Consider the following 23,392-nt stretch of genomic DNA (forward strand, 5'->3'; position numbering starts at 1 on the left):
CCTCAGTACTGCTGAGCGCCCTTGTCGAATTCGGCGCGTGACAGCTGGCCGTTGCGGTCGCTGTCAATCTCTTCGAAGCGCTGGGAAATGGCGGGCAGCTGGCGCGCTTCCTGCGCGCTGAGCTGACCGTCGCGATTGGCGTCGGCACGCTCGAAGGCCGCCTGCACGCTGTTCTTGGCGGTGGGGGCCTGCTGCACGCCGGTGGCCGCGCCTGATTGCACGATGCGCGCCGGCTCCTTGCTCTCGCCGACAGTGCCGCTGCCGGTTTGCGCAAAAGCCATGCCGCCGCCGAGGGTGAGTGCGGAGAACAGCACCACGCTGACGACTTCGAATGACGAGACCTTGCAATTGAGCAGATTCTTCTTGTTCATGGATGGCATTCCTTCTCTATGCGATAACAGGAGTGCATTGCACCCTGTGAGGCGGCAAAGGGCCAGCACTTTTGCCTGCTGTTGCCTCAGGCTACATTTGTCTGCGGGCTGTAACGCACAATGGCGGCCGTATCTGAGGGCCGTGCCGGCCCTGAAAACTCGCAGCTTTGACAAGGGATGACCCATGGGCAACCGCCTCACGCAAATCGCTACCCGCACCGGAGATGACGGAACCACCGGCCTCGGAGACAACACCCGCGTTTCCAAGAACAGCGGCCGCCCGCATGCCATGGGCGATGTGGATGAACTGAACTCGCATATCGGTCTGCTGCTGTGCGAGCCGATGCCCCAGGATGTGCGCGACCTGCTGATCGACATCCAGCATCAGCTGTTCAACCTGGGCGGCGAGCTGTCCATGCCGGGCTATGAGCTGCTCAAGGATGATGCGCTGCTGCAGCTCGACAATGCGCTGGCCCACTACAACGCACAGTTGCCGCGCCTGCAGGAGTTCATCCTTCCTGCTGGCACACGCGCTGCCGCGCAGGCCCATGTATGTCGCACCGTGGCGCGCCGTGCAGAACGCCAGGTGGTGGCGCTGGAGCAGACCGAGGCCATGCGAGCCGCTGCGCGCCAGTATCTGAATCGCCTGTCCGATCTGCTGTTCGTGCTGGCCCGCGTGCTCAACCGCATCGACGGCGGCGACGATGTGTACTGGAAGAGCGAACGCCTGGCGCGCGCCCAGTCCGAGTGAGGCAGGGGTAGGAGGGCGGGCATGCGTCTGCGACATATCGAAGTCTTCAATGCCGTGATGCAGACCGGCAGCGTCAGCGCGGCTGCGCGCCTCATCAACGTCACGCAGCCCGCAGTCAGCCGCACGCTGCAGCATGCAGAGCTGCAGATGGGCTTTGCGCTGTTCCAGCGCGCGCGGGGGCGGCTGACGCCGACCAATGAAGCGCTGGCCCTGTTTCCGCATATCGAGAAGCTGTTCGAGCAGCTCGACGAGGTGCAGCGTCTGGCCGCCAACCTGCGCCACGGCCAGTCGGCCGACCGGCTCAATGTGCTGACGGTGTTTGCGCTCAGCCGCGAGGTGTTGCCGCGCGCCGTGGCGGGCTTCAGGCGCCGCCATCCACAGGTCCAGGTACATGTGCAGGCGCTGCACACGCCGCAGGTGGTGTCGGCCCTGCTGCTGCAGGAGGCCGATGTGGGTTTCGTGATCAGCTCCGCGGGCCAGCCCGCGCTGGAGCACGAACTGCTGGCCGAGGTCGACATGTTCTGCGTCTTGCCCAAGGGACTGCTGTCGCCTTCGCGCGTGCGCGCCGAAGGCATGGAACTCAAGGATCTGGCCGATCTGCCTGTGGTCGCGCTCGATGCGCGCGACCCGCTGGGCATGCGCCTGGGCCAGGCCTGCCGCGAGCATGGCGTGGGGCTGTCGCCGGTGGTGACTGTGCAGACCTACCATGCGGCGCTGTCCATGGCCGAATACGGGCTGGGCGCGGCCATCATGGACGGCTGCACGGCCCTGGCGGCCGACCGGCGCCGTGTGCACGTGGTGCCGCTGTTGCCGCGCATCACCGTGGGCGTGAACGCGCTGAGCCTGCCCCAGCGCCCGGGATCGGTGCTGGCGCGTGCCATGACCCAGGAAATGCACAAGGCTCTGCGGGAGCTTCTGAGCGCCTCCTGAGCAGGCCCGCGTTCAGGCTGCGCGCATCTGCGCAGCCAGCCGCTGTGCCGACCCGAAGGCCAGCGTCAGGCCCAGCGCACCATGGCCTGTCTGCAGCCACAGATTGCGTGGTCCGCCGCGCTGGCGGCCGGTGATGGGCAGGCCCGTGGGTGTGGCCGGGCGCATGCCGCTCCAGGGATGCAGCGAGCCCTGCAGCGGCAACTGGGCAAAGACCTGCTGCGTGGAGCGGCGCAGGCTGTTGATGCGGGCCGTATCGATGCGTGTGTCGCGGCCGATGATCTCCACCATGCCGGCCACGCGCAGGCGTTCGCCAAGGCGCGCGAACACCACCTTGCGCGCGGTGTCGGTCACGCTCACGCGCGGCGCGGCCTGGGTGTGGTCGGCCGGTATGTCCACGGTGATGCTGTAGCCCTTGAGCGGATAGACGGGAATGCGCAGGCCCAGCTGGCGCGCGTGGGCCGGGCTTTCCCAGCCGCTGGCCAGCACGTAGTGCTCGGCCTGAAGCAGTCCTGCGGCAGTGCGCAGGCCGGTGACGGCGTCGCCCTGGCGCTCGAAGCCCAGCACCTCGGTGTCGTAGCGCAGCTCGGCGCCGCGTGCGGCCAGCAGCGCCGCCAGCTGCTCACACAGCTGGCGGCAGTCGGCAGCGCTTTCACTGGGGGTGTGAACGGCGCCCGCCATGCGGCCCGCGTAGCCTGCCAGCGCGGGCTCCAGGCGCACGGCGACTGCCGCATCCACGACCTGCTGGCTGGCGCCGCCAAGGCGCGATTGCAGGGCGACCTGCCGGGCCGCGGCATCCAGGCCCTGCTGTGTGTGGTAGAGCACCAGCTTGCCCGGCGTGTGCAATGAGCAGCTCAGGGACTCCTGCGCCTGCAGACTCTCGAAAGCCTGCCGGCTTTCGGCGGCCAGCCTCAGCAGCGCCTGCGTGCCGGCCATGGAGGCGCGTGCATTGCAGGCGCCCAGAAAGCGCAGGCCCCAGGCCCATTGGGCGGGGTCGGCGCGCAGGCGCAGTGCCAGCGGCGAGTCCTTTTCCAGCAGCAGTTGCGGCAGCATCTTCCAGATGCCGGGATCGGCCAGCGGCTGCACATAGGAATAGCTGAGCTGCGCGCCGTTGCCGCCGCTGGCGCCCGCTGCCGGGCCGGGCCCGCGCTCCAGGACCGTGACGCTGCAGCCCGCGCATTGCAGCGCATAGGCAGTGGCCAGGCCGACGATGCCGGCGCCCACGATGCAGACATGCATTGTTCGTTTCTCCATGCTGTCGCACTGTAGGCCCGTACGGGGCCGGGCAGCCATGGCATTTGGCATGCAGGGTATGCACCCAGGTTATGGCCTGTCCGCGCGATGCGTGCGGCCGGGTGGCCCTCGGTCGCGGTGTTTACCCGGAGCATTGCGGTGCCTGTGCAGCCACCCATAAACCAGAGGCATGGACCCGCCCGATATTGTCATCCTCCGGAGCCGGGCGCGCTTTCTACACTGGCGGCACATCCACCACCGAAGAGGAGACACCGCATGCAACTTCACTCCACCGTGCTTTGTGCGGCACTGGGCCTGGGTTTTCTGGGCGCTGCCCATTCCGATACCCTGGCCAAGGTGCGCGACAGCGGGCGCATCACGCTGGCCTACCGCGAGTCCTCCGTGCCCTTCAGCTACCTGGACAACGGCAAGCCCATCGGCATGACCGTGGAGCTTTCGCAGGCAGTCGCCGAAGCCGTGAAGAAGGTGCTGAACCTGCCCGCGCTGGAGGTGCGCTGGCAGGCCGTGACCTCGCAGAACCGCATGCCGCTGCTGGCCAACGGCACCATAGACCTGGAGTGCGGATCGACCACCAACAACACGGTGCGAGCCAAGGAGGTGGGCTTTGCCATCAATCACTTCTACACCGGCACGCGGCTGCTGGTGAAGAAGAGCTCGGGCATCCAGAACTATGCCGACCTCAAGGGCAAGACCGCAGCCATCACCACCGGCACCACCAATCTGCAGGTGCTGCGCAAGGCCAATGCCGAGCAGGGCTGGGGCATGAACATCGTCATGGCCAAGGATCATGCCGACGGCTTTCTGCTGGTCGAGAACGACCGCGCCGCAGCCTTCGGCATGGATGACATCCTGCTCTACGGCCTGATCGCCAACGCCAAGAATCCCAAGGATTTCCACGTCGTGGCCGATGCGCTGCAGGTCGAGCCCTATGCCTGCATGCTGCGCAAGGACGACCCGCAGTTCAAGCAGCTGGTGGATGGCGTGATCGGCGACATGATGAAGTCTGGCGCCTTCGCCAGGCTCTACGACAAATGGTTCATGCAGCCCATCCCGCCCAAGAACGCGGCCCTGGGCCTGCCCATGAGCGAGCAACTGCAGCGCAATGTGCAGGAGCGCGGCGACAAGCCGGCGTTCTGAGATGCGGGCGGTCGGCATTCTTGGCGGCATGGGGCCTGCAGCGGGCGCGGATTTCGTGCGCCTGTTCGTGCAGGCCTGCACCCGGCACCTGCAGGGCCAGGGCCTGCCCGTGCACGACCAGGCCTATCCCGAGCACTGGCTGGTGCAGCTGCCCATGCCCGATCGCACACAGGCGCTGCGCAGCGATCCGCAGTCCCCTGCGGGCCCGGCTGCGCATCTGCTGCAGGGTGCGGGCCGGCTCGCGGCCCTGGGCGTGCGCAGCATGGCCCTGGCCTGCAACACGGCCCATGCCTGGCATGGGCAGATACAGGCGCTTTTCCCGCAGCTGCGCGTGCTGCACATCGCGCAGCAGACGGCGCTGCACCTGAAGGCAGGTGGCGCGCGCCAGGCCCTGGTGCTGGCCACGGATGGCACTTATGACAGCGGGCTCTACGACGCGGCGCTGGCCGATTGCGGCATTGCCGCATTGCGGCCAGGACCGGCGGGCCGGGCCCGGCTCATGCAAGGCATCTACGAGGGTGTGAAACAGGGCGATATGCCGCTGGCCGTGCAATGCTTCGGCGAGGCGCTGGCGCCGCTGCTTCAGCGCCATGGCGCCGTGCCAGTGATCATGGGCTGTACCGAGATTCCGCTGGCCCTGCCGCAGGCATCGCAGGCCCGCGGCGCCGAGCTGGTGGACCCGGCCTGGATACTGGCCTGTGCGTTGGCGCAGGATGCCTACGCGCATTAGCTGCGACAGCAGCACCCATTGCGCAGCGGGTTAGGACGCACCAAAAAGATGAGCTTCAATCGCTTGTCGCAAAAAGATATGTATCGAATCCAGGCCGGATCTATTGATGGATAAGCGGTACGCGCTCAACTTTTAACGATGGTTTGCTAAGACTTCCGAGCGTCCTGCATCTCCGATTCCATGGCGGCCTTGTAGATGCTTTGCCGGGGCCGCTGCATCAGGCGGCGTAGCATGGGCTCGAATTCACTCATGGGCAGGGTCTCGGCCTGGGGATCGAAGGCCGGGTTGTCATAGAGTTCGCAGAACTCGGCCGTGCGCGTGTAGTGCGGATGGTTCCGGAACTGCTCGCGCATGTCCCTGTCCAGGCCGATGTGATGGAAGAAATAGTGACCCTGGAAGATGCCGTGATGCTGGACCATCCAGTGGTTGGCCTCGCTCACAAAGGGCTGGAGAACCGCTGCGGCTATGTCGGGGTGGTTGAAGGACCCGAGGGTGTCGCCGATGTCGTGCAGCAGTGCGCACACCACATACTCCTCGTCGCGGCCGTCGCGCAGCGCGCGCGTGGCGGTTTGCAGGGAGTGGGTGTAGCGGTCCACCGGAAAGCCGCCATAGTCGCCTTCCAGCAGCTTCAGATGGGCCATCACCCTGTCGGGCAGGCCGCTGGTGAAGTGTGCGAATTCGCCGCCGATCAATTGCCAGTCTTCACGCGTGCTGTCTTGCATGCGCAGAAAGTTCGCCCGTGCATTCATGCCATGTCTTTCGTGGGTTATGGTCGTTGCACTGTAGGGCGCTGGCAGGGGCTGCGCTGTCAAGGGCATGACATGCCGCCGCCGCCTTGATGCGCGAATCCTGTTTGCTGCTAACAGGGTCCGCGAGGGCTTGAGGCGTCAGTAGGTTTCCAGGTGCAGACGTCCTTCGCGCTTGAGCCTTGAGCCAAGTTCATCCCAGCCCAGTCCTGCTTGCTGGGCCACGTCACGCAGGGCCAGCACGACCCCGTCCTCCATGCTTTTGAGACCGCAGACATAGATATGCGTGTTGTCGTCGCGCAGCAGCTCCATGAGGTCGGCCGAGCGCTCACGCATGGCGTCCTGCACATAGCGCCTGGCCTGGCCGGCCACGCGCGAGAAGGCGAAGTTGATGTCGATGAAATCCTTGGGCAGGTTCTGCAAGGGGCCGAAATAGGGCAGCTCCTGAGGCGTGCGCGCACCGAAGAACAGCAGCAGTTTCCCGCTGTCGAACTTGCCGCTCTTGCGCAGGCGGCGGCGCCACTCCGTCATGGCGCGCATGGGCGCGCTGCCCGTGCCGGTGCAGATCATCACGATGTGCGAGCGCGGGTGGTTGGGCATGAGAAAGCTGCTGCCGAACGGACCTATGACCTGCACCTTGTCGCCCACCTGCAGATCGCAGAGATAGTTGCTGGCCACGCCGCGCACGGGCTGGCCCTGGTGATCCTCGACCACGCGTTTCACGGTCAATGCCAGATTGTTGTAGCCGGGGCGTTCGCCGTTGCGGGCGCTGGCAATCGAGTACTGGCGTGCCACATGGGGCTTGCCGCCGGCATCCACGCCGGGCGGGACAATGCCCAGCGACTGGCCTTCGAGCACCGGAAAAGGCATGGCGCCGAAGTCCAGCACGATATGGTGGGTCTCGTTGTCGAAGCCGGCTTCCGTGCAGTTCAGATTGCCCACCACCGTGGCCGTCACCGGAGCCTTGGGACCATGCAGATTGGTGTAGGCATGGGCGGCAGACCAGGGCGGCGTGGTGGCGCCATAGCTGGCGGCGCGAAAGACTTCCGCAGCGCCGTTATCGGCCAGACCGGCAGCGGCCGCGATCACGGCCTGGGCCTGGCTCAGGTCCTGCACATCGACGGCATTCTCGGTCGTCTGCGCGGCGGCCAGCACGTCGGCGCAAAGCTCTTCGGGCAGGCTCTCCCAGCCCAGTTGCTCGGTCACGCTGTAGGGCTTGCTTGCCGACACCAGGCGCCAGTTGTCGATGGAGCCCGTGGGGCAGGGCGAGATGCAGTCCATGCAGCCGTTGCACTTGTCCGCCATGACTACATAGTTGTTGTCGTCATGCGTGATGGCGTCCACGGGGCAGGTTGCCTCGCAGGTGTTGCAGCGAATGCAGATCTCCGGGTCGATCAGATGCTGCTTCAGGATGCCGTTTTCAATCAGCGTGATGGTGCTCATTTCTTTCTCCAAACTGGCATGGCCTCAAACTGGCACTGCACCAAGTGAGAGGTGCCGAGCAAGAGCCGCCTCGCGGCGAAGGCACCGTCCCCTTGGGGAAGCCGCGTAGCGGCTCAGGGGTCACCCAAACTTCACGTACTCGAAGTCCACGGGCTGGCGATTGATGCCCATGACGGGGGGCGCAATCCAGCCGGCGAACTTGCCCGGCTCCAGGCATGGCTTCATCAGCGATGCGACAAAGTTGCGGTCGTCGTCGCCGGCCAGCCACTCGCTCTTCCTGAGCAGCCATTCCTGCTCGCTCACGGGGCGGCCGTCGGGGCTGATGCGCACGCCTGCCAGCGCGCCGATCTGGCGGTTGAAGGCCTTGTGCGGCACCGTCAGGCGAAAGTCGATGCCGGCCTTTTCCATCACCTTGTTCCAGCGGCCTACACCGGCATTGCTGTCCTTGATGTAGTCGTCGCGCAGCACCTCGTTCAAGGCGTTGAGCATGGGCACTTCCTTCTCCTGCAATTTGCCGTCCACCACTTCCAGCACCTTGTAGTTCTGCTCGTGCAGCCTGTGGTCGTCCACGCGCTTGCCCTCTTCGTAGCGGCCCTTGAGGCCCGAGCTGTAGAAGGTGGCGGCATTGCTCGACTGGTCGGCGCCGAACAGGTCGATGGTCACGCTGTAGTGGAAGTTCAGATAGCGCTGGATCGTGGGCAGATCGATGACGCCCGCATTGCGCAGCTTGTTCACATCGTCGGTCTTGAGCTCGTTCATGACCTGGCAGGTGCGGGCCAGCACGCGCGAGACGCCGGACTCGCCGACGAACATGTGGTGCGCCTCTTCGGTCAGCATGAACTTGGTGGTGCGCGCCAGCGGATCGAAGGCCGACTCGGCAAGCGCTGCGAGCTGGAATTTTCCGTCTCTGTCGGTGAAGTAGGTGAACATGAAGAACGCCAGCCAGTCCGGCGTTTTTTCATTGAACGCGCCCAGAATGCGCGGGTTGTTCTCATCGCCGCTCTGGCGCTCCAGCAGGGCCTCGGCCTCCTCGCGTCCGTCACGCCCGAAATGCTTGTGCAGCAGGTAGACCATGGCCCAGAGATGGCGGCCTTCTTCCACATTGACCTGGAACAGATTGCGCAGGTCGTACATGGACGGCGCGGTCAGGCCCAGGTGGCGCTGCTGCTCCACCGACGCGGGCTCGGTATCGCCTTGCGTGACGATGATGCGACGCAGGTTCGCGCGGTGCTCGCCGGGTACGTCCTGCCAGGCTTTCTCGCCCTTGTGATCGCCAAAATGAATGCTGCGTTCCTGATCCGCCGGGTTCAGGAAGATGCCCCAGCGGTAGTCACGCATCTTGACGTAGCCGAACTGCGCCCAGCCCTGCGGATCCACGCTCACCGCAGTACGCAGATAGACATCGTGGTTGGTCGATCCTTCGGGGCCCACATCGTCCCACCAGCGGATGAAGCTGGGCTGCCAGCTCTCCAGCGCACGCTGCAGCGTGCGGTCACCGCTGAGGTCCACGTTGTTGGGAATCTTCTGGCTGTAGTCGATGCTGCTCATGGGGAGTCTCCTGTGATGTTTTGCCGATTCATGAAGCCGTGTGGTCGCTGCGAAACTGGCGCAGCCCAGGCGGGTAACGCCGAGCAAGGGCCGCCCCGCTGCGAGGGCGTTGTCCCCCTCCGGCACGCAGTGCCAGAGAGGGGGAAGCGGCGTAGCCGCTCAGGGGGAGTTTCCTCATACCCTGTTGAAATCGAAGCCGGCTTTCTGTCCGGTGCCGTAGAGCTTCAGCGCCCCTTTTTCGCCCACCGCGTTGGGGCGGTTGAAGATCCAGTTCTGCCACGCCGACAGACGCCCGAAGATGCGCGTGACCATGTTTTCCTGGCTGGCGAAACGCAGATTGGCTTCGAGGCCCGTCAGCGCGTCGGGCGACATCGCGGCACGCTCTTCCATGGCGATGCGGATCTCGTCTTCCCAGTCGATATCGTCAAGCGCGGCGGTGACCAGTCCCAGCTGTTGCGCGGCATCGCCGTTGAGCGGCTTTCCCACGGCAGCGCGCGCGGCCTCAAGCGGCCCGGACTCCTCATAGAAGCGGCGCTGCAGACGGCTTTGATCGTTGACCAGCGGCAGCAGGCCGAAGTTGAAGGCATCGAGCTCGATGACCGGCTCGCGCTCGGGTTCGTCGGGCAGCACCAGCATGTAGGCGCGATCGGCGCAGAAGACCAGCTCGGCCAGCATGCCGACAAAGCAGGAGCCGGGCTCGATCAAGGCGAACAGCGACCGCGACGACACATCGAGGCGTGCAAAGGTACGGCGCAGCAGGCCTGTGGTTTGCTGCACCAGCCAGTGATCGCGGTGCGTCACCAGGGTCTGGCCCGCCGCCAGCACGGCGCGCGCATCGCCCTCGGTCTTGAGAATCCAGGTGCCCACATCGAGCTCGTTGGTGCGCAGATGCAGGATGGCGTCGTCGAGCTCGCGGCCCATGGCCAGCGGCCACCAGGCGGCGCCTGCGCTTTCTATGGCTTCAGGGCTGGCGGGCTGTTCGCCACGGGGGGCCTTGACCGTGATGGTGGCACTGCGCTTGCTGCGATCGATCTGCACGCTGACGTGGCGATAGTGCAGGCCGTCCGGGCTTTGCTCGCGCTGCAGCCTGGCGAGCTGTACGCCCTGGGCGGAAGCCGGGCGCGGGCTGCTCTCACCCAGTGCTGCGGCACGTTGCTGCACCACCTCGGAAAACTGCGCGGGCTTGGCGATCGCATCCACCAGTCGCCAGTCCACGGCACGCTGGCCGCGCACGCCTTCCACGCTGGTACAGAAGATGTCGGCCAGGTCGTGGCGCACATGGCGCTTGTCGGTCACGCGCGTCAGCCCGCCCGTGCCGGGCAGCACGCCCAGCAGAGGGACCTCGGGCAGCGATACGGAGGAAGATCGGTCGTCGATCAGCACGATGTCGTCGCAGGCCAGAGCCAGCTCGTAGCCGCCGCCTGCGCAGGCGCCGTTGATGGCGGCGACGAACTTGAGTCCGTCGTGCCGGGAGCTGTCCTCCATGCCGTTGCGCGTCTCGTTGGTGAACTTGCAGAAGTTCACCTTCCAGGCGTGGGACGAGACGCCGAGCATGAAGATATTCGCGCCCGAGCAGAAGATGCGTTCCTTGCCGCTGGTGACGATGACGGAGCGCACCTGCGGGTGTTCGAAGCGGATGCGGTTGAGCGCATCGTGCAGTTCCACGTCCACGCCCAGGTCATAGCTGTTGAGCTTGAGCTTGTAGCCGGGGCGTATGCCGCCGTCCTCGGCAATGTCCAGCTTGAGCCGGGCGATATTGCCATCCACTTCAAGCGACCAGTGCCGGTACTGGCTGGGGTCGGTGCGGTAATCGACAACGGTTTGCTGCTGCATGCTCGGCTCCTGCTGAGATGAAAAATAGTGCAGTTATTGACTGGGTTTAGGCACAATTATGCAGATCGCGCAAAAAAATGCACGCTGTTTTAGGCACTATGTTGCATGTTTTGCGCTAACTAAGGGAAATCCTTAGCGGTTCGCTCATCGCAGCATGGCGCTGAAATTCAGCTCTTTTTGTCGACAGGCCTTTTCAAATAAAAGGATTGAAGCTATCAATTGGAGAGCGAGTGGGTCAGAAGCCGCTGATCTGCAAACCCAGCACCGGCGCGGGGTGATGGGCTGCTTGCAAAATGGCTTCACCATGCTGACCTTTGCAGATATCCAAGCCGCCGCTGCGCGCCTGAATGGCGCCGTCCTTCAAACTCCTTTTGTGGAATCACGCACGCTCTCGCAGATCACGGGGGCGCAGGTCTATCTCAAGTTCGAGAACCTGCAGTTCACGGCATCCTTCAAGGAGCGTGGCGCGCTGAACAAGCTGCTCATGCTCAGCGATGCCGAGCGCGCACGCGGCGTGGTCGCCATGAGTGCGGGCAACCACGCCCAGGGCGTGGCCTATCACGCGCAACGTCTGGGCCTGCGTGCCGTCATCGTCATGCCTCGCTTCACGCCTGGCGTGAAGGTGGAGCGCACGCGCGGCTTCGGTGCCGAGGTGGTGCTGCATGGCGATACCCTGGCCGAGGCGCGTGCCCATGCCTATCAGCTGGCGCAGGAGCAGCAGCTGACCTTTGTCCATCCCTATGACGACGAGGCGATCGCCGCCGGCCAGGGCACGCTGGCGCTGGAGATTTTGCAGGCCCAGCCCGATCTGGATGTGCTGGTCATTGCCATTGGCGGTGGAGGCCTGATTGCGGGCATTGCCACGGCGGCCAAGGCCATCAAGCCCGAGATCGAAATCGTGGGCGTGCAAACTCAGCGCTTTCCTTCCATGGTCAACGCGCTGCGCCACACCGATCTGCCCATGGGTACATCGACGATTGCCGAGGGCATTGCCGTGACCCAGCCCGGCGTCATCACCCAGGAGGTGGTGCAGCGCTGCGTGGATGACTTGCTGCTGGTGGACGAAGGGGATATCGAGCAGGCCGTGCTCATGCTGCTGGAGATCGAGAAGACGCTGGTCGAAGGCGCGGGTGCGGCAGGCCTGGCGGCGCTGCTGCGCAATCCTGAGCGTTTCAAGGGCAAGAAGGTGGGGCTGGTGCTGTCGGGCGGCAATATCGATCCGCTGTTGCTGGCCGCCATCATCGAGCGCGGCATGGTGCGCTCCGGCCGTCTGGCGCGCATCCGCGTCAGCGCGCGCGACGTGCCCGGCGTGCTGGCTCAGATCACGGCCACCGTGGCCGGTGCCGGTGCCAATATCGAGGAAGTGCACCATCAGCGTGCCTTCACCATGTTGGCCGCACAGAACGTTGAAATCGAATTTGTGCTGCAGACCCGCAACCAGCCCCATGTGGAGCAGGTGCTGATGGCTTTGCGGGCCGCAGGCATGGAGGCCGCCCTGGTGTGAAGGTGGGGCCGGCGGCGGGGTTCAGGCCGGCAAGGATGCTGCTTTCTTCATGAGCGGCGCCACCAGATCCATGGGCAAGGGAAATACCACGGTCGTGTTCTTGTCTGCGCCGATCACGGTCAGCGTCTCCAGATAGCGCAGCAAGATGGCCTGAGGCTCCTGCGCCAGCACCTTGGCTGCCTGGAACAGTTTTTCAGAGGCCTGCAATTCACCCTCGGCATGAATCACCTTGGCGCGGCGTTCGCGCTCGGCCTCGGCCTGGCGCGCGATCGCCCGGATCATGGATTCGGTCAGATCGACCTGCTTGATCTCCACGTTCGAGACCTTGATGCCCCAGGTGTCGGTTTGCGCATCCAGCGCCTGCTGGATGTCCAGGTTCAGCGATTCGCGCTCTGCCAGCATTTCGTCGAGCTGATGCTTGCCCAGTACGGAGCGCAGCATGGTTTGCGCGAGCTGGCTGGTCGCTTCCAGATAGTTGACCACCTGGATCACCGCCTTTTCCGCATCCACCACGCGCAGATAGATCACGGCATTGACCTTGACCGAGACGTTGTCGCGCGAGATCACATCCTGCGCCGGGACCTCCAGGACCACGGTGCGCAGATCCACCCGTACCACCTGCTGAATGGCGGGAATGATGAAGATCAGTCCCGGCCCCTTGACCTTCCAGAAGCGCCCCAGCGTGAAGACCACGCCGCGCTCATACTCGCGAAAAATCCGGATCGACGCCGTCCCCAGGCCAATCACCAGCATCAGCAGGATCAGCCAGAACAAGAAAGAAGCGCTAACCATAGAAGCCATCCTTTCAGCGAGGAACTTCGGCGCTGCGATCTGACGCGAAACGGTGCACATCGATTTCGCAATCGGCGCCGGGTCGTCCGCAAGCCCAGCATATGCTGTTGCACTCCGGGTGCGAACGTATCTGCGCATGGTCGACATCGAAGAAGTGCTGTTCGCCATTGGCGGCGCATGAGAGGCGGGTCTGAGGGCCAAGAGCTGCTATGGCTTTCCCTGAGCCATGTCGCCAGGGCTGTGCCTAGAATGGCCGCAGAGCTTGCTTGTTTCACCGCCTGCTTTCAGGAGGAGCATTGATCACATGTCAGATGATTCCGCTGTGAACCACGAGGCACAGGATGCGGCCGAAGCCGTTGTGCCCTATATTCCCATCATCATTCCCGCCGCTGGCGCCGTGATGATGTTCCTGCTGGCCTTTATCGCCGTGAACATGGCCTAGGCATTCCAACCTTCTCGAGCCCAACCCCGCGACGCGGGGTTTTTTTACGTCTGTGCAGGGTACGAATGAATGTCGAATGCATATTTTGATGCGCAGAATGCATAGATATTGCCAGTGATTTGCTGACAAATTCAAGGCTCCTACCTAAAATCGATCTCCCGCTGCTATTCAAAACAAGGTTGTTTTGACTATTCCAGACGGATTTCAGGCGCCAACAAGCGCTAGGGAAAGCAAGCGAGACACCTTCAAAAGCCTTTTTTCAAAGACGCAGCCGAGGATGCTTCTTTGAAAAATTGGTTTTTAATTGAAGGACTTCCCCCATGAACGCCGCTGTGCAAAGCCTGAACATCCAGGCTCCCGATTACGTCAAGAACCCCAAGCTCATTGCCTGGGTCGCCGAAATGGCTGCGCTGTGCAAGCCCGCCCAGATCCATTGGTGCGACGGCTCGCAAGCCGAATATGACGCGCTGTGCCAGCAACTGGTGGATGCCGGTACCTTCAAGCCCCTGGCCAAGCGCCCCGGCTCCTTCCTGGCCTGGACCGATCCTTCGGACGTGGCCCGCGTGGAAGACCGCACCTATATCTGTTCCGCCAAGAAGGAAGACGCAGGTCCCACCAACAACTGGATGGACCCTGCCGAGATGCGCGCCACGCTGAACCCTCTGTTCGACGGCTGCATGGCTGGCCGCACCATGTACGTGGTGCCCTTCTCCATGGGCCCGCTGGGTTCGCCCATCGCCCACGTGGGCATCGAGTTGTCCGACAGCCCCTATGTGGCCGTCAACATGAAGATCATGACCCGCATGGGCAAGGCCGTGTATGACGTGATCGGCACCAGCGGCGAGTTCGTGCCCTGCGTGCACACCATCGGCGCACCTCTGGCCGCAGGCCAGAAGGACGAGACCACCTGGCCTTGCAGCAAGACCAAGTACATCGTTCACTATCCCGAAACCCGCGAAATCTGGTCCTACGGCTCGGGCTACGGCGGCAATGCGCTGCTGGGCAAGAAGTGCTTTGCGCTGCGCATCGCCTCCACCATGGGCCGCGATCAGGGCTGGCTGGCCGAGCACATGCTGATCCTGGGCGTCACCAACCCCGAAGGCAAGAAGTACCACGTGGCTGCCGCCTTCCCCTCGGCCTGCGGCAAGACCAATTTCTCCATGCTGGTGCCCCCCAAGGCCTTCGACGGCTGGAAGGTCACGACCATCGGCGACGACATCGCCTGGATCAAGCCCCAGGCCGACGGCTCGCTGCGCGCCATCAACCCCGAAGCCGGTTACTTCGGCGTGGCTCCCGGCACCAATATGCTGACCAACCCGAACTGCATGTTGAGCCTGGACAAGAACGTGATCTTCACCAATGTGGCCCTGACCGATGACGGCGACGTGTGGTGGGAAGGCATGGAAAAGGACCAGGGCAAGCTGCCCGATCACCTGATCGACTGGCAAGGCAAGGACTGGACGCCCCAGATCGCCAAGGAAACCGGCGCCAAGGCCGCTCACCCCAATGCCCGCTTCACCGTGGCTGCCACCAACAACCCCGCGCTGGATGAAGCCTGGGACGATCCTGCCGGCGTGAAGATCGATGCCATCATCTTCGGCGGTCGCCGCTCCACCACCGTGCCTCTGGTGACCGAAGCCCGTGACTGGACCGAAGGCGTGTACATGGCTGCGACCATGGGCTCCGAGACCACCGCCGCCGCCTTTGGCGCACAAGGCGTGGTGCGCCGCGACCCCTTCGCCATGCTGCCTTTTGCCGGCTACAACATGAGCGACTATTTCCAGCACTGGCTGGACCTGGGCGCCAAGATCGAAGGCCAGGGCGCAACCCTGCCCAAGATCTTCACCACCAACTGGTTCCGCAAGAACGCCGAAGGCAAGTTCGTCTGGCCCGGCTACGGTGAAAACATGCGCGTGCTGAAGTGGATGATCGACCGTCTGGAAGGCCAGGCCCAAGGTCAGGAAACCGCCTTCGGTATTGCGCCCCAGTACGCTGAAATCAACTGGAGCGGCCTGGACTTCGACGCCGCCCAGTTCGACAGCGTGACCAATATCGACAAGGCCGCCTGGGCCGAGGAAATGAAGCTGCATGGCGAGCATTTCGACAAGCTGGCTTACAACCTGCCCAAGGCCATGCTGGACACCAAGGCTGAGCTGGAAAAGCGCTTGAGCGCTTGATTCTCCCCCTGAGCCGCTGCGCGGCTTCCCCCTAGCCGGGCGCCCCTCTCTCTGCGCGCTTCGCGCTATGGGAGGGGGACGACGCCAGCGCGGCGGGGCAGCCCTTGCGCGGTGTCCCTGACTGAGACTGTGCACATCAAAAAGCCCTGCTGAAAAAAATCAGCAGGGCTTTTTGTTTGCTTTTATTTTTGTAGCTGTAAGCGCTTTCTGAATCTGGGATAGAGGCTTGTTTGACTCAAAAATCTGTTCCCCATGAAAAAAGCCGCAGCCTTGTGGGCAGCGGCTTTTCGGGGCAGCGGTCCGGGCGCTTAGCGGCTCTGGCGATCCATGGCACGGGCCAGATCGGCCATCAGGCGGGCATCTTGCAGCGCGGCGTTCCAGACGCGTTCATCGGCAGCGGCTTGCTGGCGGCTCTTGACCCAGGCGCGGTAGCCGGTACGCACCAGATTGATGGCGCGGCGGGCGGGCTGGGAGAAGAGGGCGATGCTGGCAAAGGCCATGGCCCACAGGACCATCCAGGCAGCCATCATATGACCGTCGCTCCAGGTCTCGGTGGCCTGGAAGACGCCGGCGGCCAGAGCGGCCAGCACCATCCAGTGCGATCGGGACTGGGATTGCGCTTCATGCTCGGCGGCAATGGCGGCCATGCGTTCGTCGCTGGCCTGATAGATACGCACCACACCAGGGTGCTCGACACAGTAGGAGTTGTAAATAAAGTTGCTCATGGCAGTTAACCCTTTGACCCACGCTTTTGGCGAATTGCCCGGGGAATAGGTGTAACTATAGGGATTACCCTAGGTATGTTCAAATTTATATTTTGAATCTGTAGCATTCACAGCAGTGATGTATCGGGTGATGCCATGTCTTTGAACTTTCGCTCTCTGGATCTGAATCTGCTGCGCGTCTTCGATGAGGTCATGTCCGAACGCAGCCTCACGCGCGCGGCGCACAAGCTCAGCATCACCCAGCCGGCGGTCAGCAATGCCATGCGCCGGCTGCGCGAGGTCCTGGGCGACGAGCTGCTGGTGCGCCAGGGGCAGGGCGTGGAGCCCACGCCGCGCGCCCAGGCCCTGTGGCCGGTGATACGCGAGGCCCTGCAGCATCTGGAGGGCGCACTCGCGCCCGACGAGTTCGATCCCGAGACGGCCAGCACCACGTTCGTGATCGCCATGGCCGATGCCACGGCCGCCACGCTGATTCCGCCGCTGTACCCGATCCTGGCGCGCGAGGCACCGGGCCTGGGCATACGCCTGCTGCCGCTGACCACGCGTGATCCCAGATCCTTGCTCGACGATGGCGAGGCAGACATGGCCGTGGGCTATTTTCCCGCCGTGCTGGCCGATCTGACGGCGCGTGCACAGGCCGGCGGTCTGGTGGCGTTTGACAGCCGCCGCCTGTACGAGGGCGAGTACCTGTGCGTGATGCGCAAGGACCATCCGCTGGCGCATGTGCCGCTGACGCTGGACAACTACTGCGCGGCCCGCCATATGCTGGTCAGCTTCTCGGGCCGCTCCTTCGGCTTCATCGACGAGGCCCTGGCCTCGCTGGGGCGTTCGCGCGAAGTGGTGCTCACCGTCAACCAGTTCTTCACCGCGGCGCGCGTGGTGATCAACTCCGATCTGCTGACCATACTGCCGCGCCATTTCGTGCCCGTGACCGGCATGGGCGATCAGCTGGAGCTGCGCGATCTGCCCTTCGATGTCACGCCCGTGCATGTGGATGCGCTGTGGCGCCGGCGCGGCCCGCACCCGCAGGCCTATGACTGGCTGCTGAAAACGCTGACGCGCTCTGCCGAGATCACCTTTGCCAATGGTACGGCCCAGGTCACCCAGCATGGTTGACTAAACTAGCCGCATGAAGATCCAGCTGCTGTCCGACCTGCACCTTGAAGTCCATCCCCAATTCGTGGCCCAGCCGGCGGCCGGCGCCGATGTGCTGGTGCTGGCCGGCGATATCGGCTCCTACCAGAGCAGCAGCCAGGTCGATGGCGAGAACTTCGGGCTGGAGCGTTTCTCGCCGCTGCCGCAATACGCGGCCTGGCCCACGCCCGTGCTGTTCGTGCCCGGCAATCACGAGTACGACATGCAGGACTTCGACGAGGCGCGACTGCGCCTGCAGCGCGTGTGCGACAAGCTGGGTCTGATCTGGCTCGACCGTGAAACCGTGCTCATGGACGGCGTGCGCTTCATCGGCACCACGCTGTGGAGCGACTTCGACGCCATGGCCATGCATGAGGGCGTGAGCGATGCCACGCGCTTGCACAGGCTGCGCGAGAAGGCTTTTCGCGCCGCCAATTTCTATCTGCAAAAGACCGGCGGCAGCCGCCAGGGCGAGCCGTTTCTGGCCGCGCCCATGCGCGAGGAAAGCCTGCTCTGCCAGGACTGGCTGCGCGCCGCGCTGCAGCAGCCGTTTGACGGGCCCACGGTGGCCGTGACCCACTTTGCGCCCAGTCTGCGCAGCGCCGATCCGCGCTACGGGCTGGTGCCCGGCACGGCCGGCTTCTGCAATGTGATGGACGACTTTCTGCCCCACGCCCAGCTCTGGCTGCACGGCCATCTGCATTGCGCCAGCGACTACATCGCCAGCGGCCGGCGCGACGACGGCAGCGCCTGGCAATGCCGTGTGGTGGCCAACCCTCTCGGCTATGCCCGCAAGGGAGAGCAGGATGACTTTCTGCCGGCATCGACAATTGACTTGAGCCAAGTCAAGATGCTGACTGTCCCCAGCCCTTAGGCTTGAGACATCAACAAGGAGAAATTGGTATGAAGATCTTGCTCGCTGTGGACGGCAGTGCCTACACCCAGAAAATGCTGGCCTATCTGACCTCGCATCAGGAGATGCTGGGCACGGGCCACGAGTACACCATCATCACCGTGCAGCCGCTGCTGCCGCCTCGTGCACGCGCTGCGCTGGGCAAGGAAGTGGTGGAGCAGTACTACGACGAAGAATCCGCCAAGATCCTGCAGCCCGTGCTGGAGTTCCTGAAGGGGCGTGGCGTCGAGGCGCACAGCATCTCCAAGGTCGGCCCCATTGCCGACACCATCATCCATACTGCCCAGGACGGCAAGTTCGACCTGATCGCCATGGGCACGCATGGCCACGGCGCGCTGGGCCGCCTGGTCATGGGCTCGGTCAGCTCGCAGGTGCTGGCGGGCTGCACCATCCCCGTGCTGCTGATTCGCTGATTTTCATAGCTGCTTGCGCTTGATCTGCATGCACATCAGGCATAAAACAGCGTCAAATCAAGGATGGATGAGCGTCCACAGCTACAAAAACCAAAGTACCTCCGTTTGACTTCAAGCTCTCAAGGCCGCGCTGCAAAGCACGGCCTTTTTTTTGGCTGCATCATTCATGCTTGCAGCAGTTGCCGGGCCTTGCCAAGCAAGGCCTGGCTGACATGGGCCAGCACGCGTGACTCCAGATTCCAGCAATGCCAGAACAGCGCGATGGACAGCGCATGGCCGGGCGCAATCTCGACCAGATCGCCAGCCTCCAGCGCAGGCTGCACCAGCAACTGCGGCAGCACGCCCAGGCCCCAGCCGGCACGCACGGCGCGCACCTGCGCCTCGCAGCTGGGCAGCAGGATCTGGTGCTGCAGCGACACATTGCGCAGGCCCAGGCAGCGCGCCACGAACTCGGCCTGCATATCGTCCTTGCGGTTGAAGGACAGATAGGGCAGCTGGTTGAAGTTCTTGCGCGTCAGCCCCTGCGGCAGTCTTTGCCGGGCAAACTCGGCCGAGGCCACGGCCACATAGCGCATGGCACCCAGGGGCTGCACCGTGCAGCCGCGCAGGGCCCGACCCAGCGTGGTCACGCAGCCCATGACCTGGCCCGAGCGCAGCAGCTCCTGCGTGAAGTCCTGGTCGTCGACCACCACCTCCAGCGGCAGGCCGCTCCTCACCAGCTCGTCAAGGGCCGTCATGGCCCAGGTGGCAATGCTGTCGGCATTGATGGCGATGGAGACGATTTCGCCGGCCAGACTCTGCCCGGTCTGCGGTGCCAGTTCCTGCAGCTCATGCGCGAGATCGGCGCGCAGCAGGCGCAGCTGCTTGGCATGCTTGAGCAGCAGCCGACCGGCGCTGGTGGGCTTGACGGGGCGTGTGCGCTCCACCAGCACCGAACCCACCTGAGCCTCCAGCGCGCGCAGGCGCTGGGACACGGCCGACTGGGTGATGTGCAGCTTTTGCGCGGCGCGCTCGAAGCCGCCTTCCTCCACGATGGCGGCCAGGCATTCCAGCGCAACAGGGTCCCAGGAACTCATGGCAATTCCATTAGCATTTCTGATGAAACTGCTGAAAATTTAATGCTGCTTTTGTTTGCCTGCAAGAGTGCAGACACTGGCCGCATGAACATCATCGTCCTGGGCGCCGGCATCATCGGCATCAGCACCGCCTGGCATCTGCGCGAGCGCGGTCATCAAGTCACCGTGGTGGACCGCCAGAGCGGTCCGGCCCTGGAGACCAGCTATGCCAATGGCGGCCAGATCTCGGTCAGCTACTGTGAGCCCTGGGCCAATCGCCAGGCGCCCTGGAAGGCGCTGAAATGGATGTTCGACAAACAGGCTCCGCTGCTGCTGCGGCCCCGGCTCGACAGCGCGCAATGGCGCTGGTGCCTGCAGTTCCTGGCCCAGTGCAATGACCGGGCGTTCGCGCGCAATGTCCAGCAGATCGTGGCGCTGGGCGCCTACAGCCATCTGGCGCTCAAGGACATGGTCCAGAAGACCGGTATCGAGTTCGAGCGGCTGGAGCGCGGCATTGCCCATTTCTACAGTAGCCGGCAGGCGTTTGCCGAGGCCGCCGAAGGCGTGGAGCTGATGCGGCAATACGGCGTGCAGCGCCGTCTGGTCAGCTGCGAAGAGCTGCTTGCCATCGAGCCTGCATTCACGCCCTATGCCGCGCAGATTGCGGGTGGCACGTTCACCGCTACCGATGAGTCCGGTGATGCGCGTCTGTTCACCGAAAAGCTGGCCGATCTCTGTGCCCAGGCCGGTGTGCAGTTCCTCTACGGCCACGACATCCTGAGCCTGCAGCCGGCGCGCCGGGGCAAGCCAGCCCGGGTGCAGATTCGCGACGGCAGCGATGGCACCCGGCGCATGCTGGGCGCGGATGCCGTGGTGGTCGCCTGCGGCTCCTACACGCCGCTGTTGCTCAGGCCTCTGGGCGTGCATGTGCCCATCTACCCGGGCAAGGGCTATAGCGCCACCCTGCCGCTGCTGCGGCCCGAAAAAGCCCCTATGGTCTCCACCATCGACGACAGCCGCAAGGTCGCCATGAGCCGTTTGGGCAACCGCCTGCGCGTGGCCGGCACCATTGAGTTGGGCGGCTTCGATCTGAGCCTGGACACGCCCACGGCCAGGGCGCGTTGCGAGATGCTGGTCGCGCGCGTGGAGGAGCTGATGCCCGGCGTCTGCGACACGCGCCTGCCCGAGCAGGGCGGCGATCCGCAGTTCTGGTGCGGTCTGCGGCCCGCCACGCCCAGCAACATTCCCTGCATCGGTGCCACCCAGGCTGCTGGAATCTGGGTCAATGCCGGGCATGGCACCCTGGGCTGGACGCATGGTGCAGGGTCGGGCAAGGCCATGGCAGCCCTGATGAGCGGCGAGCGCCCGGCGCTGGATTTCCGGTTCTGGGATGAGCCGGTTCCCGAGATCGCTCGCGGCGCGCGGATTGCGTCGGCCTGAGACAGGGCATGGGACTGCAGGACGAGTACGGGCTGGCTGACTCTTTTGCCCGGATTGACGGTATCGCTGCGTGGGGCTCTTACATACAATCACGCCAGCAACTCGTCCATGCCATGACCCAGCACGACATCACTCCAGCCCTTGACACTTCACGTTCCTTCGCGCGCTCATTGCCCATGGCTTTGCTCAAGGCCCGCGAGGCGGTCATGGTGCGCTTTCGTCCTTCGCTGCGTGCGCACGGACTGACCGAGCAGCAATGGCGCGTGCTGCGCATCATGTCGGTGGCCGACAGGCGTCTGCGTCCCATGGAGCTGTCGCAGCTGACCTTCATCAGCATGCCCAGCCTCTCGCGCCTGCTCAAGACGCTGGAAGGGCGTTTGCTCATCAAGCGCGGCCGCCATGTGGCCGACCTGCGGGGCTCCGAGTTCGCCCTCACGCCCGCCGGCCAGGAAATGGTGGCGCAGATCGTGCCGCATTTCGAAACCATCTACACCGAGATCGAGGAGCAACTGGGCAGCGCCGAGAGCGAGCAGCTGTTCCGCATCCTCGAGCATGTGGTGCAAAGCCTGGGCCTGCCCGGAGAAGACGAGCTGGGCACGGACTGAGGCGCCGGCCACGGCACAATGCAGTCATGAGTGCTGCGATCGCCGTCATCGACTTTGAAACCACGGGCATGACGCCCGCCCAGGGCGCCAGGGCCACCGAGGTGGCCATCGTGCTGCTGGAGCAGGGCCGTGTGGTGGACCGCTTCCAGAGCCTGATGCAGGCCGGAGCCTGGGTCTCGCCCTTCATCACCGAGCTCACCGGCATCACCAACGCGATGCTGCGCACGGCGCCGCCCGCCGCCGAGGTGATGCGCGATGCAGCCCGCTTTGTGGGCGGCGCACCCATGGTGGCCCACAACGCATCGTTCGACAGCAAGTTCTGGCAGGCCGAGCTGGCACTGGCGGGCGAAGCCGCCCCCCAGCTGTTTGCCTGCACCGTGCTGCTGTCGCGCCGCATCTATCCGCAGGCGCCCAGCCACAGCCTGGGCAATCTGGCGCGCTATCTGCACCTGCCTTCCACGGGCCGCGCCCACCGGGCGCTGGCCGATGCCGAGATGGCGGCGGCCTTGCTGGCCCGCATGCAGCAGGACCTGTGCGAGCGCCATGCCCTGCCCTGGCCCGAACATGCGCTGCTGATGCAGCTGCAGCGCTGCAGCAAGGCCAAGGTCGGCGGGTGGCTGGCGCAGCAGGCCGGTCAGGGGCTGCTGGCAGCACAGACCCAGGATTGATGAAGATTTTGGCCTGCAGGCATTTCCAGCCCTGCGTAAGATGCTATCAAAATTGATGATTCTGGCCTTAAGCCCTTACGGATTGTGACTGGCTAGGTTCAAGTTGATAATTGCTCAAGTCCTGCAGATGCCCCTTGGGATCTGCTGATCTTGAACCGTGGCGCACCGTTGTGGTCGCTGACCTGAGCTCTGAATTTCGTGAACTCCGCCTTGCCTACCTCCGTCTTGCGTTCGGCCTTGCCTTTCTCGCAGCGCGAATTTCGCGATGCGCTGGGGCAATTTGCCACCGGCGTGACCATCATCACGGCGCGCAGTGCAGAGGGCCATGCGGTGGGCTCCACGGTCAGCTCCTTCAACGCGCTGTCGCTGGCGCCCTCTCTGGTGCTCTGGAGCCTGGGTCTGAAGGCCAACTCCCTGCCCGTGTTCCGCCACAGCACCCACTACGCGGTCCACGTGCTGGCGGCTTCGCAAAAGCCGCTGGCCGAGCTGTTTGCACGCAAGGGAGCGGACCGGTTCAGCCATACGCAACACCATGACTCCGAGCATGGCGTGCCGCTGCTCGAGGGCTGCAGCGCGGTCTTCGAGTGCCGCAATCTGCGCCAGCATGAGGAGGGCGACCATCTGCTCTTCATCGGCGAGGTGGAACGCTGCGAGCACCATGCCGACCGCGCGCCGCTGCTCTACCACTCGGGCCATATGCACGCCCACGGCTTCGTCAGGTAAGGCCGGCTGCCGACTGGGAACCCTACCTAGTCGGCTTGAACGATACCGATCTCCAAGGCCC

Annotated in this window: 23 protein-coding genes; 14 read left to right on the forward strand and 9 right to left on the reverse strand. The window is 64.2% G+C overall.

The features are described from left to right. Window positions 1–2: 2 nt before the first annotated feature. Window positions 3–371 carry an EF-hand domain-containing protein gene (locus O987_RS00260; protein ID WP_043370394.1) on the reverse strand — a complete coding sequence of 123 codons (369 nt, stop codon included), beginning with the start codon at window positions 369–371 and terminating at the stop codon, window positions 3–5. Window positions 372–555: 184 nt separating this feature from the next. On the opposite strand from O987_RS00260, the gene O987_RS00265 reads away from it, so the two are divergent. Both O987_RS00265 and O987_RS00270 read left to right on the forward strand, forming a co-directional pair. Then, the gene (locus O987_RS00265; protein WP_043370396.1) at window positions 556–1,122 is read left to right on the forward strand and encodes a cob(I)yrinic acid a,c-diamide adenosyltransferase; all 567 of its coding nucleotides are present in this window, start codon (window positions 556–558) and stop codon (window positions 1,120–1,122) included. Window positions 1,123–1,143: 21 nt separating this feature from the next. Beyond that, window positions 1,144–2,052: a LysR substrate-binding domain-containing protein gene (locus tag O987_RS00270; RefSeq protein ID WP_043370397.1), complete on the forward strand. Its 909-nt coding sequence runs from the start codon at window positions 1,144–1,146 to the stop codon at window positions 2,050–2,052. Window positions 2,053–2,064: 12 nt separating this feature from the next. Here the strand turns inward: O987_RS00270 and O987_RS00275 are convergent, their stop codons facing one another. Beyond that, entirely contained in the window at window positions 2,065–3,288 is a 1,224-nt protein-coding gene (locus tag O987_RS00275) for a D-amino acid dehydrogenase (RefSeq protein ID WP_043370398.1), read from the reverse strand. Between the two features lie 270 nt (window positions 3,289–3,558). Here O987_RS00275 and O987_RS00280 point away from each other — a divergent pair, with 270 nt between their 5' ends. Next, the gene (locus O987_RS00280) at window positions 3,559–4,440 is read left to right on the forward strand and encodes an amino acid ABC transporter substrate-binding protein (protein WP_043370399.1); all 882 of its coding nucleotides are present in this window, start codon (window positions 3,559–3,561) and stop codon (window positions 4,438–4,440) included. Window position 4,441: 1 nt separating this feature from the next. Continuing rightward, window positions 4,442–5,170 (forward strand): aspartate/glutamate racemase family protein, encoded by a 729-nt coding sequence (locus O987_RS00285; RefSeq protein ID WP_043370401.1) that lies wholly within the window; start codon window positions 4,442–4,444, stop codon window positions 5,168–5,170. 146 nt (window positions 5,171–5,316) lie between these two features. Here the strand turns inward: O987_RS00285 and O987_RS00290 are convergent, their stop codons facing one another. The 4 genes from O987_RS00290 to boxC all read right to left on the reverse strand — a co-directional run bounded on the left by O987_RS00290 (window position 5,317) and on the right by boxC (window position 10,740). Continuing rightward, entirely contained in the window at window positions 5,317–5,919 is a 603-nt protein-coding gene (locus tag O987_RS00290; RefSeq protein ID WP_043370402.1) for an HD domain-containing protein, read from the reverse strand. Window positions 5,920–6,057: 138 nt separating this feature from the next. Beyond that, window positions 6,058–7,359, reverse strand: coding sequence for a benzoyl-CoA 2,3-epoxidase subunit BoxA (gene boxA, locus O987_RS00295; protein ID WP_003059922.1), 1,302 nt, complete (start codon window positions 7,357–7,359; stop codon window positions 6,058–6,060). Between the two features lie 120 nt (window positions 7,360–7,479). Further along, a complete protein-coding gene (gene boxB / locus O987_RS00300; protein ID WP_043370403.1) occupies window positions 7,480–8,907 on the reverse strand; it encodes a benzoyl-CoA 2,3-epoxidase subunit BoxB in 1,428 nt (475 codons plus the stop codon). 174 nt (window positions 8,908–9,081) lie between these two features. Next, on the reverse strand, window positions 9,082–10,740 hold the full coding sequence (gene boxC / locus O987_RS00305) for a 2,3-epoxybenzoyl-CoA dihydrolase (RefSeq protein WP_043370404.1): 1,659 nt from the start codon (window positions 10,738–10,740) through the stop codon (window positions 9,082–9,084). Window positions 10,741–11,044: 304 nt separating this feature from the next. On the opposite strand from boxC, the gene O987_RS00310 reads away from it, so the two are divergent. Beyond that, window positions 11,045–12,244 carry a threonine ammonia-lyase gene (locus O987_RS00310; protein WP_029158482.1) on the forward strand — a complete coding sequence of 400 codons (1,200 nt, stop codon included), beginning with the start codon at window positions 11,045–11,047 and terminating at the stop codon, window positions 12,242–12,244. 21 nt (window positions 12,245–12,265) lie between these two features. On the opposite strand, the gene O987_RS00315 is transcribed toward O987_RS00310, so the two are convergent. Continuing rightward, on the reverse strand, window positions 12,266–13,036 hold the full coding sequence (locus O987_RS00315; protein ID WP_003059914.1) for a slipin family protein: 771 nt from the start codon (window positions 13,034–13,036) through the stop codon (window positions 12,266–12,268). A 304-nt stretch (window positions 13,037–13,340) separates the two neighbouring features. On the opposite strand from O987_RS00315, the gene O987_RS29170 reads away from it, so the two are divergent. Together O987_RS29170 and O987_RS00320 are read left to right on the forward strand one after the other, a co-directional pair. Beyond that, window positions 13,341–13,478, forward strand: a complete 138-nt coding sequence (locus tag O987_RS29170; RefSeq protein WP_003059912.1) for a hypothetical protein — start codon at window positions 13,341–13,343, stop codon at window positions 13,476–13,478. Window positions 13,479–13,798: 320 nt separating this feature from the next. Next, window positions 13,799–15,655 carry a phosphoenolpyruvate carboxykinase (GTP) gene (locus O987_RS00320; RefSeq protein WP_003059910.1) on the forward strand — a complete coding sequence of 619 codons (1,857 nt, stop codon included), beginning with the start codon at window positions 13,799–13,801 and terminating at the stop codon, window positions 15,653–15,655. A 308-nt stretch (window positions 15,656–15,963) separates the two neighbouring features. Here the strand turns inward: O987_RS00320 and O987_RS00325 are convergent, their stop codons facing one another. Further along, window positions 15,964–16,380 (reverse strand): hypothetical protein, encoded by a 417-nt coding sequence (locus O987_RS00325; RefSeq protein ID WP_043370406.1) that lies wholly within the window; start codon window positions 16,378–16,380, stop codon window positions 15,964–15,966. A gap of 135 nt (window positions 16,381–16,515) precedes the next feature. Here O987_RS00325 and O987_RS00330 point away from each other — a divergent pair, with 135 nt between their 5' ends. Genes O987_RS00330 through O987_RS00340 form a run of 3 tightly spaced genes read left to right on the forward strand, consistent with a single transcriptional unit; the run spans window position 16,516 to window position 18,840 of the window. After that, entirely contained in the window at window positions 16,516–17,496 is a 981-nt protein-coding gene (locus O987_RS00330) for a LysR family transcriptional regulator (RefSeq protein ID WP_003059905.1), read from the forward strand. A gap of 13 nt (window positions 17,497–17,509) precedes the next feature. Then, entirely contained in the window at window positions 17,510–18,388 is an 879-nt protein-coding gene (locus tag O987_RS00335; protein WP_043370408.1) for a metallophosphoesterase, read from the forward strand. Between the two features lie 29 nt (window positions 18,389–18,417). Next, entirely contained in the window at window positions 18,418–18,840 is a 423-nt protein-coding gene (locus O987_RS00340) for a universal stress protein (protein WP_003059902.1), read from the forward strand. A gap of 164 nt (window positions 18,841–19,004) precedes the next feature. On the opposite strand, the gene O987_RS00345 is transcribed toward O987_RS00340, so the two are convergent. Further along, entirely contained in the window at window positions 19,005–19,916 is a 912-nt protein-coding gene (locus tag O987_RS00345; protein WP_003059900.1) for a LysR family transcriptional regulator ArgP, read from the reverse strand. Window positions 19,917–19,958: 42 nt separating this feature from the next. On the opposite strand from O987_RS00345, the gene O987_RS00350 reads away from it, so the two are divergent. From O987_RS00350 to O987_RS00365, 4 genes are all read left to right on the forward strand, one after another. Beyond that, window positions 19,959–21,335, forward strand: coding sequence for a D-amino acid dehydrogenase (locus tag O987_RS00350; RefSeq protein ID WP_043370409.1), 1,377 nt, complete (start codon window positions 19,959–19,961; stop codon window positions 21,333–21,335). 113 nt (window positions 21,336–21,448) lie between these two features. Then, window positions 21,449–21,940 (forward strand): homoprotocatechuate degradation operon regulator HpaR, encoded by a 492-nt coding sequence (gene hpaR, locus O987_RS00355; protein ID WP_034401205.1) that lies wholly within the window; start codon window positions 21,449–21,451, stop codon window positions 21,938–21,940. Window positions 21,941–21,966: 26 nt separating this feature from the next. Next, complete coding sequence (locus O987_RS00360; RefSeq protein ID WP_003059894.1) at window positions 21,967–22,608, forward strand: PolC-type DNA polymerase III; 642 nt, start codon at window positions 21,967–21,969, stop codon at window positions 22,606–22,608. Between the two features lie 198 nt (window positions 22,609–22,806). Then, window positions 22,807–23,331, forward strand: coding sequence for a flavin reductase family protein (locus O987_RS00365; protein ID WP_043370410.1), 525 nt, complete (start codon window positions 22,807–22,809; stop codon window positions 23,329–23,331). The last annotated feature ends 61 nt before the right edge of the window (window positions 23,332–23,392 follow it).

Source organism: Comamonas testosteroni TK102 (assembly GCF_000739375.1).
Taxonomy (GTDB): Bacteria; Pseudomonadota; Gammaproteobacteria; order Burkholderiales; family Burkholderiaceae_C; genus Comamonas; species Comamonas brasiliensis.